We start from the raw sequence: 16,739 nt of genomic DNA, 5'->3' as shown, positions 1-16,739 counted from the left end.
ATCAGAGGTTGTCGTCACCGCCCGACACGGACTGGCGGCGGAGCCGGGCCAGGGCCTTTTCGGGTCGCCGGGAGGCGCGGTGTTTCAAGGACACGGAAATCTTCTGACCGCCCTTGAGCACGTACTCCGCGCCGTTGACGTGAATGGTGACGGGGTCCGCCTTTGACGAGGTGCCCTCCAGCTCCAGGATGTCCTGATCGATGGAGACTTCAATGACCTGACCGCGGTAGAGCACCGTGAAGTCCACCGCCTGCAGTTCCCGAGGCAGCGTGGGGCGGAACTCCAACCAGTCCCCGCGCACGCGCAGCCCCGCGTAGGCGCGGGTGATCACATCCACGGAACCCGCCATGGCACCCAAGTGAATGCCCTCGCCGGTGGTACCGCCCTGGGTGTCGTCCAGGTCGACCATGAGCGCATCCTGGAACGAGCCCCAGGAACGATCCGGGTCCAGCCACGCCAGAACCGCGGCATTGACCACGCGGGACAAGGACGAGCCGTTGGAGGACCGGGCAATGTAGTGATCGACCGTGCGCTGAACGGTGTCATGATCAATCGTGTACCCCATGCGCGCAAGCTCTTCCACGACACCCTCGGGGCCGAGCAGGTACACCAACATGATGGTGTCCGCCTGCTTGGTCAGCTTGTAGTTGTTGGTGAGGTCGCCCTCGTTCTCCAACAGCAGGTCCAGCCGGCCGATGTTGTGGTACTTGGTGCGGTAGAAATCCCAGTCCAGCTCGGCCAAGCCGTCATAGCCTTCGAACTGTGAAATCGTGCCGTCGGAATTGAACGGCACGTACATGTTTTTCGCCATGTTCAACCAGGTCTGCACCTCCTGGCCGGAGATCTCGAAGCGGGATTCGAGCTCCTCACGCTGATGCTCGACCATGTCGTGGAAGATGTGGGCCGAGTGCCGGAACAACCACGAGGCCAACACGTTGGTGTAGGCGTTATCCTTGAGGCCGCCGCCGTGCTGACCGGCGGGACCGTCGTGGTATTCGTCCGGACCCATCACACCGGCAATGTGGTACTTGCCATCGTGGGAGTCATACTCGGCCAGGGAAGCGAACAAGCGGGTGATCCCAATGATCAATTCGGATCCGTGGCCGGAGAGCCAGTCGATGTCACCGGTGGACTCGTAGTACACCCACGCGTTGTACGCGATGGCCAGGCCAACGTGGAACTGACGCCAGGAGTTGTCCGGTAGCCAACGGCGGGAGTGGTGGTTGTAGAGCTCCGGCGGGGTTTCCTCCCGGCCGTCCGAACCGGACTGCCACGGGAACGCCGTGCCGTACAAACCGAGCTCCTGTGCGCGGTGGCGTGCCATGGCCAGTCGCCGCCACCGGTAGGACAACAGTGACCGGGTCACGTGGGGGTGACGCATGTTCACCACGGGAAGGATGAACAGCTCGTCCCAGAAGATGTGGCCGCGGTAACCCTCACCATGCAGGCCGCGAGCCGGAACGCCCGCGTCGCGCAACGACAGATGGGGGGCTAAGGTCTGGGCGGTATGGAACAGGTGGGCGCGCACGGCCAGCTGGGTGCCGCGGGATTCGGGCGTGTCCTCGGCGGCGTCCAGGGTGACCTCGTAGCGGTCCCACAACCGGGCCCATTCGATTTCATGCGATGCCAGCAGTTTGCGCACACCGAAGGGGTTGCGGTCCAGCTCGGACAGCGCGCCTCCGCGGGGGGAGCTGATGGCGGCGTCGCGGCTGGTCACCACGGCCGTGGTGCTGTCGATGATCACGGGCTGGTCCGCGGTGACCTGGAGGAGGTGGCGCCGGAATTCAATGCCACCGGGCCTCATCTCGCGGCGTTCACTGCTCGGGACGTCGCTGTCGATCCGGGTGCGCTGGGCCATCGCAATCTCGATCTTCGACTGGGTCGTGCGCACCAGGGAGAGTAACGTTTCGTGCTCGTCCGGCAGGGTGGTGGATTCGAGCAACATCAGGTGGTGGGCGTTGAGTTCCTTGTACTCGGCCACGCCACTGTTGGTCACCGTGGGATCGATACCGGTTCGCACGTGGAGTCGGCCGGAGAAATTCCGGGGGATCAGCGTGGTTTCCTGGGCACCCAGGTGGCGGTAGCGCAGGGACACAAGTCGTCGTTGCACCACGTCCAGGCTGCGAGTCGTGCCGTCGGGGCTGGGCTCGTGATCACTGAGCGTCAGTGTGCGGGTCAAGAGGCCGCGCCTCAGGTCGAGGGCCACGTGTTCCTTGGACGGTCGCATACCGCCCTCGGACCACCACTCACCCTCCGCGAAACGCAGGTCCAGGTGCAACCAGTTGGGGGTGTTGACCATGGACTCGTGTTCCGCGTCACGGCCGTTGAGGTTGCTCTGCACCCGATTGAACACACCGGCCAGGTAGGTCCCGGGGTAGTGAACGTCGTTCGCGGGGAATTCACTGGCGGCCCCGCGGACACCCATGTAGCCGTTGGCCAGGGTCAACAGGGCTTCACGACGGGGCTCGTTCGCGGGATCGAAGCCCTCGAACGCGAGGGTCCAGGGATCATCGCGCAGCGCACCGAGGTCGAGTTCACCGACATCGTTGAGGACCACGTGGGCGCCTGCGCGGTAGAGCCGATCGCGGGCGCTGTCACGGTTGATGCCCACGACCAGTCCGAAGCCACCGGCCACACCGGCCTGTACTCCGGCCACGGCGTCCTCGATGACCACGGAGTTCTCCGCCGGGACATTCAACAGACGGGCGCATTCCAGGAACGTGTCGGGCGCCGGTTTTCCGGGCAGGTCCTGCTGGGCGGCCATGTTGCCGTCCACGATCTCGTCGAAGATCTCCGACAGGCCCGCCGCGGCGAGGACCACCCCGCTGTTGCGGCTGGCGGTGACCAGACCCACGGGAACCCCGGCGCTCTGCAATCGTTCGATGAGCTTCACGGTGCGCGGGAACACCCGCACACCGTGCTCCTTGAGCTCGGCGTGGAAGAAACCGTCCTTGGTGGCGGCTTGCCCCTGCACGGTCCAGTCGCCGGCTCGAGGTTCCTCGTCATTGCGGGCCTCGGGCAGCATGGCACCGCGGGCCGCGAGCAGCGCGCGAACGCCGTCCTCGCGGCGTCGTCCGTCCACGTAGGTACGGTATTCCCCCAGGACGTCGAAGGCGGAGCGGTCGATCTGAGCACCCGGTTCCGCCGGTTGGAGCCGATCATCCATCAAAATGGCGTCGAAGAGTTGCTGCCAGGCGCGGGCGTGCACGCTGGCCGTGTCCGTAACCACACCGTCCATGTCGAAGATGACGGCCGAGTAGCGGGTCCGCAGCACATCCACCGGGGCCGAAGGAGCGTGCTCCTTCGCGACCCGGGGCATGGAAGCGGTGAACGGGGCGGTGGGCAGAACGTTCACAGCGCAGTGTCTCCTTGGGCGGATCAGAGGTGATCCGAACTGATGAGGTGGGGGTCAGCAACGCGTTAAGGAAACACTCGTCACGGTTGGATGAAAAGTAGCCCGCAAACAGTGTGCTCCTCACGTCGGCGTGCTAGGCATTCGCTTAAGTCTACGAGCATCACGCGTGCCGTACCAGTGCGTAGAACGTGGTTTCTTACACACATGGGTACCGCACTCAATGCGAACGAACCTCGGCGCTATGCTGGACGCGACCCCTCCCACGCCAAAAGAAGGTGGAGCATGACGGAATCCTTGGGACAGTCAGTCACCAATCAGCCACTGTCGGAGGTGGACCCGGACGTATCACGGGCCATCGAGCAAGAATTGGGGCGGCAACGCTCCACGTTGGAAATGATCGCCTCCGAGAATTTCGCGCCGCGCGCGGTCCTCGAAGCCCAGGGCTCCGTGCTCACCAACAAGTACGCCGAGGGTTATCCGGGCCGGCGCTACTACGGCGGCTGTGAATTCGTGGACGTGGTGGAGAACCTCGCTCGCGATCGCGCCACCCAGTTGTTCGGCGCCGAGCACGCCAACGTGCAGCCGCACTCGGGTGCCCAGGCCAACACCGCCGTGATGGCTGCGCTCATGCAGCCCGGCGACACCTTGATGGGACTGTCCCTGGCACACGGTGGTCACCTGACCCACGGGATGAAGATCAACGTGTCCGGCAAGCTCTACAACATTGCCGCGTACGAGGTGGATCCGGACAGCTACCGCATCGACATGGACAAGGTGCGCGAAACCGCACTTCAGGCCCGCCCCAAGGTCATCGTGGCCGGCTGGTCCGCGTACTCGCGCCAGTTGGACTTCGAGGCCTTCCGTGCCATCGCGGACGAGGTTGACGCCAAGCTGTGGGTCGACATGGCACACTTTGCCGGTTTGGTGGCGGCGGGACTGCATCCCAACCCCGTGCCCCACGCGCACGTGACCACCTCCACCGTTCACAAGACCCTGGCGGGCCCCCGTTCCGGAGTGATCCTGTCCACCGAAGAGTTCAAGAAGAAAATCGACTCCGCCGTGTTCCCGGGCCAGCAGGGCGGGCCGCTCATGCACGCGATCGCCGGCAAGGCCGTGGCGTTCAAGATCGCCGCGAGCGAGGACTTCGCCGAGCGCCAGCGCCGCACCATCGAGGGCGCCCAGATCCTGGCCGAGCGCCTGAACGCCTCCGATGTCGCCGAGCACGGGGTGTCCGTGCTGACCGGCGGCACCGACGTGCACCTGGTCATCGTGGATCTGCGCAACTCCGAGTTGGACGGTAAGCAGGCCGAGGACCTGTTGCACCAGGCCGGCATCACCGTGAACCGCAACGCCGTTCCGTGGGACCCCCGCCCGCCCATGACCACGTCGGGTCTGCGCATCGGCACCCCCGCACTGGCCACGCGCGGATTCGGTGCCCGGGAATTCGAGGAGGTCGCGGACATCATCGCGAGTGCCCTCAAGCCCGGTGCGGACATCGACGCGCTGCGCGCCCGCGTGGATGCGCTGGCCGAACAGTTCCCGCTATACCCCGGCCTCGAGGAATGGTGAGTGTGACCGCACAGATCCTGGATGGGCGGGCCACCGCCACCGCCATCAAGTCCGAACTCGCCGAGCGCGTGAAGGTGCTGACCGACAAGGGACGCGTCCCGGGGTTGGCCACCGTGCTGGTCGGTGACGACCCGGCGTCGCACTCCTACGTGGCGGGCAAGCATCGCGACTGCGAGCAGGTGGGGATTTCCTCGATCCGCAAGGAACTGCCCGCGGACGTCTCGCAGGCCGACCTCGAGAAGGTCATTGACGAACTGAACGAGGACCCCGCGTGCACCGGGTACATCGTGCAGTTGCCGCTGCCGGATCACATCGACACGAACGCGATTCTCGAACGCGTTGATCCGGCCAAGGACGCGGACGGGCTCCACCCCACCAACCTGGGACGTCTGGTGCTCAACGTCAAGGAGCCCATGACCTCACCCTTGCCGTGCACGCCCGCCGGTATTGTCGAACTGCTCGAACGTCACGGCGTGGCGCTCGAGGGCAAGCACGTGGTGGTCGTGGGGCGCGGTGTGACCGTGGGTCGCCCGATCGGCCTGCTCCTGACCCGCCGTGAGATCAACGCGACGGTCACGCTGGCGCATACCGGAACACAGAACCTGGGTGAGCTGTTGGCCCAGGCGGACGTGGTGGTGGCCGCCGCGGGTCGCCCGCACATGATCCGGGCCGAGCAGATCAAGGACGGCGCGGTGCTCCTGGACGTGGGGGTATCGCGCATCGAGGACCCCGATACCGGTAAGAAGAAACTGACCGGTGACATTGCTCCCGCCGCTGCGGAGAAGGCCTCGTGGCTTTCCCCCAACCCCGGGGGAGTGGGGCCGATGACTCGCGCCATGCTGCTGGTCAACGTGGTCGAGTCCTGCGAACGGGCCGAGGGCATCCTCACGTAGCGAAAAGCCGCCCACACCCACCGACGACGCGCCGCCCACCCGGGCAGCGCGGCGTCGGTCTTTCCGGCCCTGCTGTTCGGCGGGGATCTGCTGGCGGGGGTCGGTGGGTGAGACGGACGGGTACGCCCGAACGTTCGATTCGTGCGCGGGAGTGGTCTTTGAGACAATATGGCTCATGCAGCCGATTGGATCTTCACAAGCTCAGTTCACGGTGGACCCACAGACCGCCAAGCGCACTCGCGGTGCTTTCTGGGGCACCATCATCGGACTGGCTGTCTTGGTGATCATCTTCGCGGTGGCGTTGCTGCAGGCGGCGAACACCAACTCGGTGCTCGGGTGGATCCTGGCGGGTATCGCCCTGGGATGGCTCATGCTGGCGGTGTGGGCGCTGTCCATGGTCCGTAAGGCGGCCCGGTACGGCCGTGACCAGGTCAAGCAGGTGCAAGAACAATTCGAAGCCCAACACGGCCGGGCGCCGGTGGCCGGTGGTCACGCCGGTTCGGGGCAGTCACTGCGCGACCAAAAACTCGCCCACGGCATGCAGGTCATCCTGGTGCAGTCCAAAGTGGTCAAGGAACAACTGGCTCAGACCGACCCGGATGCGGAGACGGTGCGCCGGGCCCTGGAAACCATCGACATGACCGCGGCCAACGGGCTCAGCAGCCTCAAGGAATCATCCACGCCGGTCGACGGTACCGTGATCGACTGAACCACCACTTCCACTTTTCTCCCGGCGAGTCTTCCCACGCCGAGTTCTTCCACAGCGAGGTACTGATCTTTCATGGCTGATTCCGCGTCCACGATCCGCATTGCCACCGTCAACGTCAATGGCATCCGCGCGGCCTACCGCCGCGGCATGGCCGACTGGTTGCAAGGACGCGCCGTGGACCTGCTGTGCTTACAGGAGGTCCGCGCCCCGGACAAGATCACCCGTGAGCTGCTCGATGAAGACGTCTGGCACATCCACCACGCGGAGGCGTCCGCCAAGGGCCGCGCCGGAGTGGCCATTGCCACGCGTCGCGAGGCCTTCGACGGTTGCCTGCTGCCCGTGGCCACACGCGGCGCGATCGGGGACGAGTATTTCGCCGAGTCCGGTCGCTGGATCGAGAATGACATCACGCTGCCCAACGGCGACACCCTGACCTTGGTCTCCGCTTACGTGCACTCCGGGGAGGTGGACACTCCGCGCCAGGTGGACAAGTACAAGTTCCTGGACCTCATGCTGGAGCGGCTCCCGGCGCTGGCGAACCACAGCGACCACGCGCTGATCGTGGGCGACCTCAACGTGGGTCACACGGAGTTGGACATCAAGAATTGGAAGGGCAACGTCAAGAACGCTGGCTTCCTCCCCGAGGAACGCGTCTACTTCGATCGTTTCTTCGGCGACCTCGGGTACGTGGACGTGGCTCGCTGCCTGGCCGGTCAGGTGCCCGGCCCGTACACATGGTGGTCCTACCGGGGCAAGGCTTTCGACACGGATGCCGGTTGGCGCATCGACTACCACATGGCCACCCCGACGCTCGCGGCCCGGGCGCAGTCGGCCACGGTGGACCGCGCCGCCAGCTACGACACACGGTTCTCGGACCACGCGCCGCTCGTGGTCGACTACGCCTTCGACTGATTCGACATTCCCCGGCGACCGTGCCGCTCGGTGACCCCGGCCGCGAAGCCGGCCGAGCGGCGCGGTCATCCGTGACACACAATGATTCGCACTAGGTGAAAGAAGCAGCACTCGTGAACGAGCAGACCACCCCCGTATCGACCAAGCCCCGCGTGGTGTCCGGCGTGCAGCCCTCGGCGGACTCCCTGCACCTGGGCAACTACGTGGGGGCGTTGCGCAACTGGGTGTCCATGCAGGACGACAACGATTGCGTGTTCTTCGTGGCGGATCTGCACTCGATCACCGCGGGGCAGGACCCGGCCAGCATGGCCGAGCGCACCCGGGTGACCGCCGCGCAGTACATTGCGGCCGGTATCGACCCCGAACGCTCCACTCTGCTGATCCAGTCCCAGGTTCCCGAGCACACCCAGCTCGCGTGGGTGCTCAACTGCATCACCGGTTACGGCGAGGCCGCCCGCATGACCCAGTTCAAGGACAAGTCCTCGAAGCAGGGCGCGGACAACACCACGGTGGGCCTGTTCACCTACCCGGTTCTGATGGCCGCGGATATTTTGATCTACCAGGCGAACCAGGTTCCCGTGGGTGAGGATCAGCGCCAGCACCTGGAGCTGACTCGTAACTTGGCGCAGCGCTTCAACGCGCGTTTCGGGGACACGTTCGTGGTGCCCGACGCCAAGATCTTGGCCAATTCGGCCAAGGTGTACGACCTGCAGAACCCCACGGCCAAGATGTCCAAGTCGGCCGCATCCGAGAACGGCTTGATCCGGCTGCTCGACCCGGCCAAGAAGAATGCCAAGAAGATCAAATCGGCCGTGACCGACGACGGCAACGTGATCCGCTTCGACCGCGCGGCGCAACCGGGTATCGCCAACCTGCTGACCATTTACTCGTCGCTGACCGGCGAGCCGATCGAGTCCCTCGTGGAACAGTACGACGGCAAGATGTACGGCCACCTGAAGGTTGGTCTGGCGGAGGTCGTCACCGACACGCTGGACCCCATTCAGCAGCGCGCCCAGCAGCTGCTGGACGACCCGGCCGAGCTGGATCGGCTGCTGGCACGCGGCGCGCAGAAGGCGCGGGAGCTGACGTCCGAAACCATCAAGGCGGCCTACGACCGCATGGGCTTCCTCCCGGGTGTGCGATCGCAAGGTGGCCTCGACTAGGCTGAAACTCGCGTGAGGCGAGGAGGCCCAGTGAAAAACCAGCACAGTTCACCCACGGTCAAGCCGGGACAGGTCTACGCGGGTGTGGTCATCGAGTTGCCCGAACCCATGGGCAAGGAGCTCCAGGATTGGCGTGCTTCGTTCGGTGATCCCGTGGCCGGCAGCGTGCCCGCGCACATCACGCTCATGATTGCGGCGCGGGAAGACCGCTGGGACGAGCTGGTGGCCCATGTACGGGCCGTGGTCAAGGGATGGAAGCCCTTTCACGTGGAGATCAACGGCACCGGGACCTTCCGGCCGGTGACTCCCGTGGTGTTCCTGCGCATCGACAAGGGCTACGAGGACTGTGTGGCCCTGCACAGCCGCCTCAACCGAGCCGAACTGGTTTCCGCCTCGCCGTTCGATTTCCATCCGCACGTGACCCTTGCCCAGGCCGTCCCGGACGAGCATCTGGACCGCGCCCAGCAGATGCTGCGAACCTACCGGGCCTCGTTCCTGGTGGACCACATCGATCTTTACGAGGGTGACGAGAACGGCCAGTGGCACGTGCGTGAGCGCATAGCATTCGTCGGCGATGAGCGCCCCTGACAACGCCCCGCCGCCGGTGGTCCCAGCGATCACCGACCGGCGTGCACTGACCGCGGAATACCGGAGGCTCGCTCGGCTCCGGAAGCAACTCGCTAGTGAAGGCGCTCCGTTCGGTAAGCGGTTGGGCGCATTCCTGGGATGGGCGTTCGCGCGGCTCATGACCCTTTTTCCCGCGCGCATCATCACGCACTACATGTTTCACGGTGGCCCGCTCATGGCCGCGGGCCTGGCCTACCAGCTGCTGTTCGCCTCCACGGCCCTTCTGGTGATCGGGTTCTCACTGCTGGGCATGATCCTGGGATCCGACTCGACCCTGCAACAATCGCTCGTCCAGGGCATTGGGCAGGCGGTCCCCGGCCTGCTGGACGTGGGCGACGGCCGCGGGGGAGTGATCCCGTTGGCGCTGTTGGAAAACACGGCGCCGTTCACCGTGGCCTCCGGTATTGCTTCGGGTGTCCTGGTATTCACCGCGTGGCGGTGGATCGCCGGGATCCGCCTGGCCACGCGGCGCATGTTCGAGTTGCCCCCGGCGCCGGGCATGCCCATTGCGGCCGTGCCGCGGGATCTGGCGTGGCTCGCCGTCATCGGGCTGCTCCTGCTGTCCTCCGCCGCCATCAGCGTGTTCGCCTCGGGCGCCGTGGAGACGGTCATGCGCTGGCTCGAGGACAGCGGATGGATCGAACCGCAAGCGTGGCTGGACGGCGGACTCAACGTGCTGCTCGCCGTCGGTGTGGGTTTCGTGGTGGATCTGCTCATGAGCTTCGCGCTGGTCCGTGGGGTTTCGCAGCTCAAGCTGCACCGCAAGGCCATGGTGGTCACGGTTCTCGTGGGTGCGATCGGTTCTCAGGTGCTGCGCTTCGCGGGCGGGGAGATCATTGCGCGCACCACGAACAATCCATATCTCTTCTCCTTCGCGGTGCTGGTCGGTGTGCTCTTGTGGTTCAACCTCTACGGTCAAATTCTGCTGCTCGCCGCGGCCTCGGGTGCCGTGGTGCAGGCCGACATCCGAGGTGCACGAGCGCAACCCGAACGGGAGACGCGCGCGGTGACCGTAGTGGCGGCGTCGTCCCTGCCGACCGCATCGCGCGGACTGGAACCCTATGGGTCGGCGACGCCCTCCGGTGACTCTGCCGAGGACCGAGGACAACCCGCGGGACGGGACGGCAGCACCGCGAGCCGCCCTGATTCGTAGCTGTCATCGGCCCCGGGGCACTCTCCGAACGGGAACCCGCAGACAAAGGCGGCCCGGATCCGACTGGATCCGGGCCGCCTTTGCACGTCTTGCTTACAGGGCGCTGGCGAAGACCGCCTTCTTGACCTCGGCAATGGCCTTGGTCACCTGAATGCCGCGCGGGCACGCCTCGGTGCAGTTGAAGGTGGTGCGGCAACGCCACACACCCTCCTTGTCGTTGAGGATTTCCAGACGCATGTCGCCGGCCTGGTCACGCGAATCGAAAATGAAGCGGTGAGCGTTCACGATCGCTGCGGGGCCGAAGTACTGGCCGTCGGTCCAGAAGATCGGGCAGGACGAGGTGCACGCCGCGCACAAGATGCACTTGGTCGTGTCATCGAAACGCTCGCGGTCCTCCTGGGACTGGTAACGCTCGTACGTTGGTTCGTGGTCGTCGTTCACCAGGAACGGCATGATCTCACGGTAGGACTGGAAGAAGGGTTCCATGTCCACGATGAGGTCCTTCTCGCACGGAAGACCCTTGATGGGCTCAACCAGGATCGGCTTGTCCAGATCCAGGTCCTTCAACAAGGTCTTGCAGGCAAGGCGGTTGCGGCCGTTGATGCGCATGGCATCGGAACCGCACACGCCGTGAGCGCATGAACGGCGGAAGGACAGCGAACCGTCCAGCTCCCACTTGACCTTGTGCAGGGCATCCAACACGCGGTCGGTGCCGTACATGGTCAGCGGCCATTCGTCCCAGCGGGCATCCTCGCTGAATTCGGGGTCGTAGCGACGCACCCGGAGGGTGATGTCATAGGTGGGGATCTCTTCAGCGGATGAATCCTGCTGAACGTCCTGGTTCTCGTTCTCGGTTACTGCAGTGGACATTAGTACTTACGCTCCATCGGCTCGTAACGGGTAAAGATCACGGGCTTGGTCTCCTGACGGATACCGGCCGTGGGCGAGGACGGGTCTTCGTAAACCATGGAGTGAACCATGAAGTTCTCGTCGTCACGGTCCGGGAAGTCCTCGCGGAAGTGACCGCCACGTGATTCCTGACGGTGCAGGGCAGCAACGGCCATGACCTTGGCCAACTGCAGCAAGAAGCCCAGCTCCACGGCTTCCAGAAGGTCCAGGTTGAAACGCTTGCCCTGGTCCTGGATTGAGATGTTGGCGTAGCGCTCCTCCAACGCGGCAATGTCCGACAGGCACTGCTCGATGGTGTCAGCGGTACGGAACACCTGCATGTTCAGGTCCATGGTGTCCTGCAGATCCTTGCGGATGGCACCGACCTTCTCGCTGCCTTGTCCGCTGCGCGCGTTGTTCAACAGAGCCTCGGTGCGCTCGGTGGCGCCCTCGGGGATCGGCAGGAACTCCGCGTCACGGGCGTACTCCGCGGCGTAGATACCGGAACGCTTACCGAACACGTTGATGTCCAGCAGTGAGTTGGTGCCCAGGCGGTTGGAGCCGTGCACGGACACGCAGGCGACCTCGCCGGCCGCGTAGAGGCCGGGAACGGTGGTCTCGGAGTCCTGGAACACCTCGCCCTTGATGTCCGTGGGAATACCGCCCATGCAGTAGTGCGCGGTGGGGAACACGGGAACGGGCTCGGTGTAGGGCTCCACACCCAGGTACGTACGAGCGAACTCGGTGATGTCCGGGAGCTTGGCGTCAATGTGAGCCGGCTCCAGGTGGGTGAGGTCCAACAGGACATAGTCCTTATGGGGGCCGCAGCCGCGACCCTCGCGAACCTCGTTGGCCATGGATCGGGCCACGATGTCACGGGGTGCGAGGTCCTTGATGGTGGGGGCGTAACGCTCCATGAAGCGTTCACCCTCCGAGTTACGCAGAATGCCGCCCTCACCGCGGGCCGCCTCGGACACCAGGATGCCCAGACCGGCCAAGCCGGTCGGGTGGAACTGGACGAACTCCATGTCCTCCAGCGGCAGACCGGCGCGGAACGCGATGGCCATGCCGTCACCGGTCAGGGTGTGGGCGTTGGACGTGGTCTTGAAGACCTTTCCGGCACCGCCGGATGCGAAGATCACGGACTTGGCCTGGAACACGTGCAGTTCGCCGGTGGCCAGGTCGTAGGAGACAACACCGGCGGGGCGGCGCCCCTCGGGGGTGTCCACCATGATGAGGTCGAGTACGTAGTACTCGTTGTAGAACTCGACATTGTGCTTGATGCAGTTCTGGTACAGCGTCTGCAAAATCATGTGACCGGTACGGTCAGCGGCGTAGCACGCGCGGCGAACGGGGTTCTTACCGTGGTCGCGGGTGTGGCCACCGAAGCGACGCTGGTCGATCTTGCCCTCGGGGGTGCGGTTGAACGGCAAGCCCATCTTCTCGAGGTCGAGAACTGCGTCGATGGCCTCCTTGGCCATGACCTCAGCGGCGTCCTGATCGACCAAGTAGTCGCCACCCTTAACGGTGTCGAACGTGTGCCATTCCCAGTTGTCTTCTTCGACGTTGGCCAGCGCCGCGCACATGCCACCCTGGGCTGCGCCGGTGTGTGACCGGGTGGGGTAGAGCTTGGTCAGTACGGCAGTGCGGGCGCGCTGGCCGGATTCAATGGCTGCGCGCATGCCGGCGCCGCCGGCGCCGACGATAACCACATCGTACTTGTGAACCTGCATACCAGATGCTCTTTCTACGTTGATGAATGAGGTGAGTGAACGTGCCCGTTTCAGGCAATCAATGAATCAAGCGGCGAAGCCAAGAGGCTCCGCCGCCCGAGTCATCACGCGGCGGGGCAGAAGGAAGCCAACAGCTCCGGATGGGCACTGGCCGGGCAGGGGTCGAAGGTGAAGATCACCAGGGTGCCCAGGAAGATCACGAAGCCAGAGGAAATGAACAGCAAAACCTTCAGCCAGAAACGGGTGCCACTACGCTCGGCGTAATCGTCAATGATGGTGCGGATACCGTTGGTGCCGTGGAGCATGGCCAGCCAGAGCATGACCAGGTCCCAGACCTGCCAGAACGGGTTGGCCCACTTACCACCCACGAAACCGAAGTCGATGGCGTGCACGCCGTCGCCGACCATCAGGTTCACGAACAGGTGACCGAACACCAGGACGACCAGCACCAGGCCGGACAAGCGCATGAACAGCCAGGCGAGCATCTCGAAATTGCTGCGGGAGGCACCGGAACGGTTGTACTTGACACCGTTCACCTCGAGGTCCCGGCTACGGGGGACCTGAATCTTGGTCTTGAGGGGTGTGCTCACGGAATCAGCCTCCGAATACGATCGACAGGTGGCGGACGAGGAACGGAATCATGACGATGACCCACAGGGCGATGACGCCCCAGAGCAGGCCCTTTTGATTCTTGGTGCCGCCCTTCCAGAAGTCGATCAAAATGATCCGCAGGCCGTTGAAGGCGTGATAAACGATGGCCGCTACGAGCCCCGCTTCGCCGAGGCCCATGATGGGGTTCTTGTAAGTTGCCATCACCGCGTTGTAGGCCTCGGGGGATACCCGGACCAACGCGGTGTCAAGGACGTGGACCAACAAGAAGAAGAAGATGGCCACGCCGGTAATGCGGTGAGCTACCCAAGACCACATGCCGTACTGGCCGCGGTAAAGGGTGCCCCTGGTTGAGTTCGCCACGGAATAACCTCCCTGTGTCGCTCGTCGTCGTGCGCACTGGTTGCAGAAAAAAACGGGATTCGCGCTGCTACACGGCTAAAGCGGAGCCCTGGCTGGCTCTGTCATGGATGATGCGCTATTTCAGTTCAAAGATACCAGCCTGCAGAGCAGTTCCTGACAACGTGTCGCTATCTGTATCGAGCGAGAAATCCGCGCAATTACGCCATGAATGTGTGCCTAAATTGGGCGTTACGACTGGTTCGGGTGGTCCCCGCCACACCGTGGATCATGGAGGGGTGAGGGCGGTTGTCCGCGAGCGCGCCGGGGGAGCCGTAAACTGACGCTCGTGACTTCTCCATTGCACCGTTTCCATCCGTTCATCCCCGCCGGTGGAGTGGGGTCGCGATTGTGGCCGCTCTCACGGGCGGATGCGCCCAAGTTCCTTCTGGATCTCACCGGTTCCGGGTCCTCCTTGTTACGGGCGACCTATGACCGGCTGGCATGCTTGTCCGCCGGGCCCGTGATGGTCGTGACCGGGCGAAGCCACGCCTGCGCCGTGCAAGAACAACTGCCCGAGCTCACCGAGGATGACCTGGTGCTCGAACCGTCTCCCAAGGACTCGGCAGCGGCCATCGGCCTGGCGTGCACGCTGATCGCGCGCCGCGATCCTGACGCCATCATTGGTTCGTTCGCAGCGGATCACGTGGTGGAGCCGGCTGAGATCTTCCAGGAGGTCGTGCGGGAGGCCGTGGAGGCCGCGGCGACCGGCCGCATCGTGACCATTGGCATCACGCCGTCATCGCCGGCCACCGGTTTCGGCTATATCAAGGCGGGGGAGTCCCTTGGTCTGGAAAGAGCACCGCACGCGCTCACCGTGGAGCAGTTCGTGGAGAAACCGGACAAAGAGACGGCGCGGCAGTACGTGGCCAGCGGTAACTACACGTGGAACGCGGGCATGTTCGTGGCCCCGGTCGGGCTCATGCTGGAATACCTCAGGCGCAGTGAACCGGAACTCGCGGACGGGTTGGCCGTCATTGCCGATGCCTGGGATACGGACCGCCGCGACGCCGTGGTGGATGAGGTGTGGCCCACCCTGACCAAAACGGCCATTGACTACGCGGTGGCCGAACCCGCCGCGGCCACCGGCGACGTCGCCATGGTGCCGGGGGATTTCACGTGGGAGGACGTCGGGGACTTCGCGGCGATCAATAGACTGAACCAAGTGGACCCGGGCGGCGATTCCGACGTCGCGATCCTGGGCAAGAACAACCGGGTGCTCTCCGATGAGTCCTCGGGCATCGTGGTTTCGGACACCGGCCGTTTGATTGCGTTGATCGGTGTGCAGGACATCGTGGTGGTGGACACCCCCGACGCCCTCCTGGTCACGACCGCCGAACACGCCCAGCGCGTCAAGGACGCGGTGAACTCGCTCAAGAAGAATGGCGACACGGACGTTCTGTAGTGCGTGACGCAGTGGTCGGCGCCGCTCTGCCCGGATCGGGCCGTGCAGCGGTACGCTGAAACCCATGTTGGATCTTCCGCTGCCGTCCGCAGATGACATTGGGCTCCCCCCGGCCATTGGGCCGCTGCTCTCGCATTACCTCCCGGGGTTGATTGCGTTCCGGCGCGATATCCACAAGCATCCCGAGCTGTCCTACGAGGAGTACCGGACCACGGATCGCATCGTCACGGCACTGGAGGCAGTGGGGTTGAACCCGGTGCGGTTCTCGGCCACCGGTTGTTATGTGGACGTGGGGCGTGGCCCGGTGATGGTGGGGTTGCGCGCGGACATCGATGCGCTCCCGATTCAGGAGGCCACTGGGCTCTCGTACGCATCCGTCAACGACGGCGTCATGCACGCGTGCGGCCACGATCTGCACACGACGATCATGGTGGGCGTGGCCCAGGTGCTGTCGGATCTTCACCGTTCCTCCCCCTTTGCCGGGACCGTGCGCGTGGTGTTCCAACCCGCGGAGGAAAAGCTCCCCGGCGGTGCGTTGACCATCATTGACCAAAATGTGCTGGACGGGGTGCCGCGGATGTTTGCGCTGCACTGCGAACCCAAGGTTGACGTGGGTCACGTCGGCACGCGCATCGGTGCCATCACCTCGGCCTCGGACACCGTGCGGATCGAGCTCTCCGGCCGCGGTGGTCACACGTCGCGCCCGCACCTGACCGAGGATCTCGTGTACGCGATGAGTCAGATCGCGGTGAATGTGCCTGCCGTGCTGTCGCGGCGGATAGACGTTCGCTCGGGCGTGGCCGTGGTGTGGGGCCAGTTCCACGCGGGCGTGGCCCCCAATGCGATCCCGGTGTCCGGTTTCATGGCCGGGACCATGCGCTGCCTGGATGCCGAGGCCTGGCACCAGGCGGGTGGCCTGCTGGACGAAGTGGTGGAACAGGTGGCCGCCCCGTACGGGGTGATGGTGGAGCTCGAACACGTCCGCGGTGTGCCCCCGGTGGTCAACGGGGAAACGGAAACCACGTTGCTGGAAATCGCCGCCCGGGCGGAGCTCGGTGAGGACAGCGTGATGCTCGTGGACCAGTCCATGGGCGGCGAGGACTTCGCGTGGTTCCTGCAGCACGTCCCCGGGGCCATGATGCGCCTGGGCACGCGAGCTCCGGGCGGGCCCACCTATGATTTGCACCAATCCGATTACGCTCCGCAGGAAGAGGCCATCAGCTGCGGAGTTCAAGTGATGGCCTCCACCGCGTTGCGTGCGATTCGACTGCGCGTGCGAGAACTCCACGACACAGCGAACTCGGCTCCTGTCGAGTGATCCCGT

Annotated in this window: 14 protein-coding genes; 9 read left to right on the top strand and 5 right to left on the bottom strand. The window is 64.7% G+C overall.

Translation table 11 applies throughout. From position 1 onward, the window contains the following. Position 1: 1 nt before the first annotated feature. Complete coding sequence (locus AC3ENJ_RS05120) at positions 2–3,355, bottom strand: beta-phosphoglucomutase family hydrolase (protein WP_431813304.1); 3,354 nt, start codon at positions 3,353–3,355, stop codon at positions 2–4. Positions 3,356–3,637: 282 nt separating this feature from the next. Between AC3ENJ_RS05120 and glyA the strand changes: the two genes are divergently transcribed. The 7 genes from glyA to AC3ENJ_RS05085 all read left to right on the top strand — a co-directional run bounded on the left by glyA (position 3,638) and on the right by AC3ENJ_RS05085 (position 10,381). Further along, positions 3,638–4,924: a serine hydroxymethyltransferase gene (glyA, locus tag AC3ENJ_RS05115; protein WP_431813303.1), complete on the top strand. Its 1,287-nt coding sequence runs from the start codon at positions 3,638–3,640 to the stop codon at positions 4,922–4,924. A gap of 2 nt (positions 4,925–4,926) precedes the next feature. After that, positions 4,927–5,817: a bifunctional methylenetetrahydrofolate dehydrogenase/methenyltetrahydrofolate cyclohydrolase gene (locus AC3ENJ_RS05110; protein ID WP_431813302.1), complete on the top strand. Its 891-nt coding sequence runs from the start codon at positions 4,927–4,929 to the stop codon at positions 5,815–5,817. Positions 5,818–5,992: 175 nt separating this feature from the next. Then, positions 5,993–6,526: a hypothetical protein gene (locus AC3ENJ_RS05105; RefSeq protein ID WP_431813301.1), complete on the top strand. Its 534-nt coding sequence runs from the start codon at positions 5,993–5,995 to the stop codon at positions 6,524–6,526. A 72-nt stretch (positions 6,527–6,598) separates the two neighbouring features. Beyond that, the gene (locus AC3ENJ_RS05100; protein WP_431813300.1) at positions 6,599–7,438 is read left to right on the top strand and encodes an exodeoxyribonuclease III; all 840 of its coding nucleotides are present in this window, start codon (positions 6,599–6,601) and stop codon (positions 7,436–7,438) included. Between the two features lie 113 nt (positions 7,439–7,551). After that, entirely contained in the window at positions 7,552–8,601 is a 1,050-nt protein-coding gene (gene trpS, locus AC3ENJ_RS05095; protein WP_431813299.1) for a tryptophan--tRNA ligase, read from the top strand. Between the two features lie 30 nt (positions 8,602–8,631). Then, complete coding sequence (locus AC3ENJ_RS05090) at positions 8,632–9,189, top strand: 2'-5' RNA ligase family protein (RefSeq protein ID WP_431813298.1); 558 nt, start codon at positions 8,632–8,634, stop codon at positions 9,187–9,189. Further along, on the top strand, positions 9,176–10,381 hold the full coding sequence (locus tag AC3ENJ_RS05085) for a YihY/virulence factor BrkB family protein (RefSeq protein ID WP_431813297.1): 1,206 nt from the start codon (positions 9,176–9,178) through the stop codon (positions 10,379–10,381). The genes AC3ENJ_RS05090 and AC3ENJ_RS05085 overlap by 14 nt, the downstream gene beginning before the upstream one ends. A gap of 93 nt (positions 10,382–10,474) precedes the next feature. On the opposite strand, the gene AC3ENJ_RS05080 is transcribed toward AC3ENJ_RS05085, so the two are convergent. From AC3ENJ_RS05080 to sdhC, 4 genes are all read right to left on the bottom strand, one after another. After that, on the bottom strand, positions 10,475–11,251 hold the full coding sequence (locus tag AC3ENJ_RS05080) for a succinate dehydrogenase iron-sulfur subunit (protein ID WP_190781782.1): 777 nt from the start codon (positions 11,249–11,251) through the stop codon (positions 10,475–10,477). Beyond that, entirely contained in the window at positions 11,251–13,002 is a 1,752-nt protein-coding gene (sdhA, locus tag AC3ENJ_RS05075; protein ID WP_190781781.1) for a succinate dehydrogenase flavoprotein subunit, read from the bottom strand. The genes AC3ENJ_RS05080 and sdhA overlap by 1 nt, the downstream gene beginning before the upstream one ends. A 104-nt stretch (positions 13,003–13,106) precedes the next feature. Continuing rightward, on the bottom strand, positions 13,107–13,592 hold the full coding sequence (locus AC3ENJ_RS05070; protein WP_431813296.1) for a succinate dehydrogenase hydrophobic membrane anchor subunit: 486 nt from the start codon (positions 13,590–13,592) through the stop codon (positions 13,107–13,109). Between the two features lie 4 nt (positions 13,593–13,596). Further along, complete coding sequence (sdhC, locus tag AC3ENJ_RS05065; RefSeq protein WP_190781779.1) at positions 13,597–13,974, bottom strand: succinate dehydrogenase, cytochrome b556 subunit; 378 nt, start codon at positions 13,972–13,974, stop codon at positions 13,597–13,599. A gap of 325 nt (positions 13,975–14,299) precedes the next feature. Here sdhC and AC3ENJ_RS05060 point away from each other — a divergent pair, with 325 nt between their 5' ends. After that, positions 14,300–15,415, top strand: coding sequence for a mannose-1-phosphate guanylyltransferase (locus AC3ENJ_RS05060; protein WP_431813295.1), 1,116 nt, complete (start codon positions 14,300–14,302; stop codon positions 15,413–15,415). A 64-nt stretch (positions 15,416–15,479) separates the two neighbouring features. Beyond that, the gene (locus tag AC3ENJ_RS05055; RefSeq protein WP_431813294.1) at positions 15,480–16,733 is read left to right on the top strand and encodes an amidohydrolase; all 1,254 of its coding nucleotides are present in this window, start codon (positions 15,480–15,482) and stop codon (positions 16,731–16,733) included. Positions 16,734–16,739 lie beyond the last annotated feature (6 nt).

Source organism: Kocuria sp. cx-455, from assembly GCF_057707085.1.
This window is presented reverse-complemented; position numbering and strand designations above follow the sequence as displayed.